The organism is Pseudomonas sp. RW3S2, assembly GCF_014268955.1.
GTDB classification, from domain to species: Bacteria; Pseudomonadota; Gammaproteobacteria; order Pseudomonadales; family Pseudomonadaceae; genus Aquipseudomonas; species Aquipseudomonas wayambapalatensis.
In genome coordinates this window covers 1-418 of the sequence record NZ_JABWRM010000047.1, presented here as the reverse complement: position 1 = coordinate 418, position 418 = coordinate 1, and the positions used below count along the sequence as shown (strand labels likewise).

Genomic DNA, 418 nt, shown 5'->3' with positions numbered 1-418 from the left:
CAAGCCTTCACACCTCAATTCGAAGGGCTGACCCGCTACTTTCGTACCTCCTCTCGAATCACCAAGCTCGGCCTGGTCTTGATCTCGCCCGCCTTCCTGATCATCGGAACCGGTCACTGGCTGAGCCTCATGCTGTGCTGGAAACCGCGCTGGCCCAAGATCATTCGTGAAGCCGGCCTGCCCGGAAAGCCCGTTCCGCCATTCACCACCCTTGACGACTATCCCCCGGCTATCCAGGAACGCTTGCGCGAAAACGCGTACCTCTGGGCTGCGCGTCCAGGCAAGCGACCGGAGAGAAAGAAACGCACCTCTACGCGTCAGCGAAATACCGAAGTGGAAACCTCGACCGTCGAAAAGGATATCCCCTGTGAAACCCATCGTGCTGATCGGCCATAAACATGATTGCCCCCTTCATGGT

General features: G+C 58.1%; 1 pseudogene. It reads left to right on the top strand.

From position 1 onward, the window contains the following. Window positions 1-396: pseudogene (locus HU748_RS26155) on the top strand (hypothetical protein); the annotation flags it as partial. Window positions 397-418: the final 22 nt, after the last annotated feature.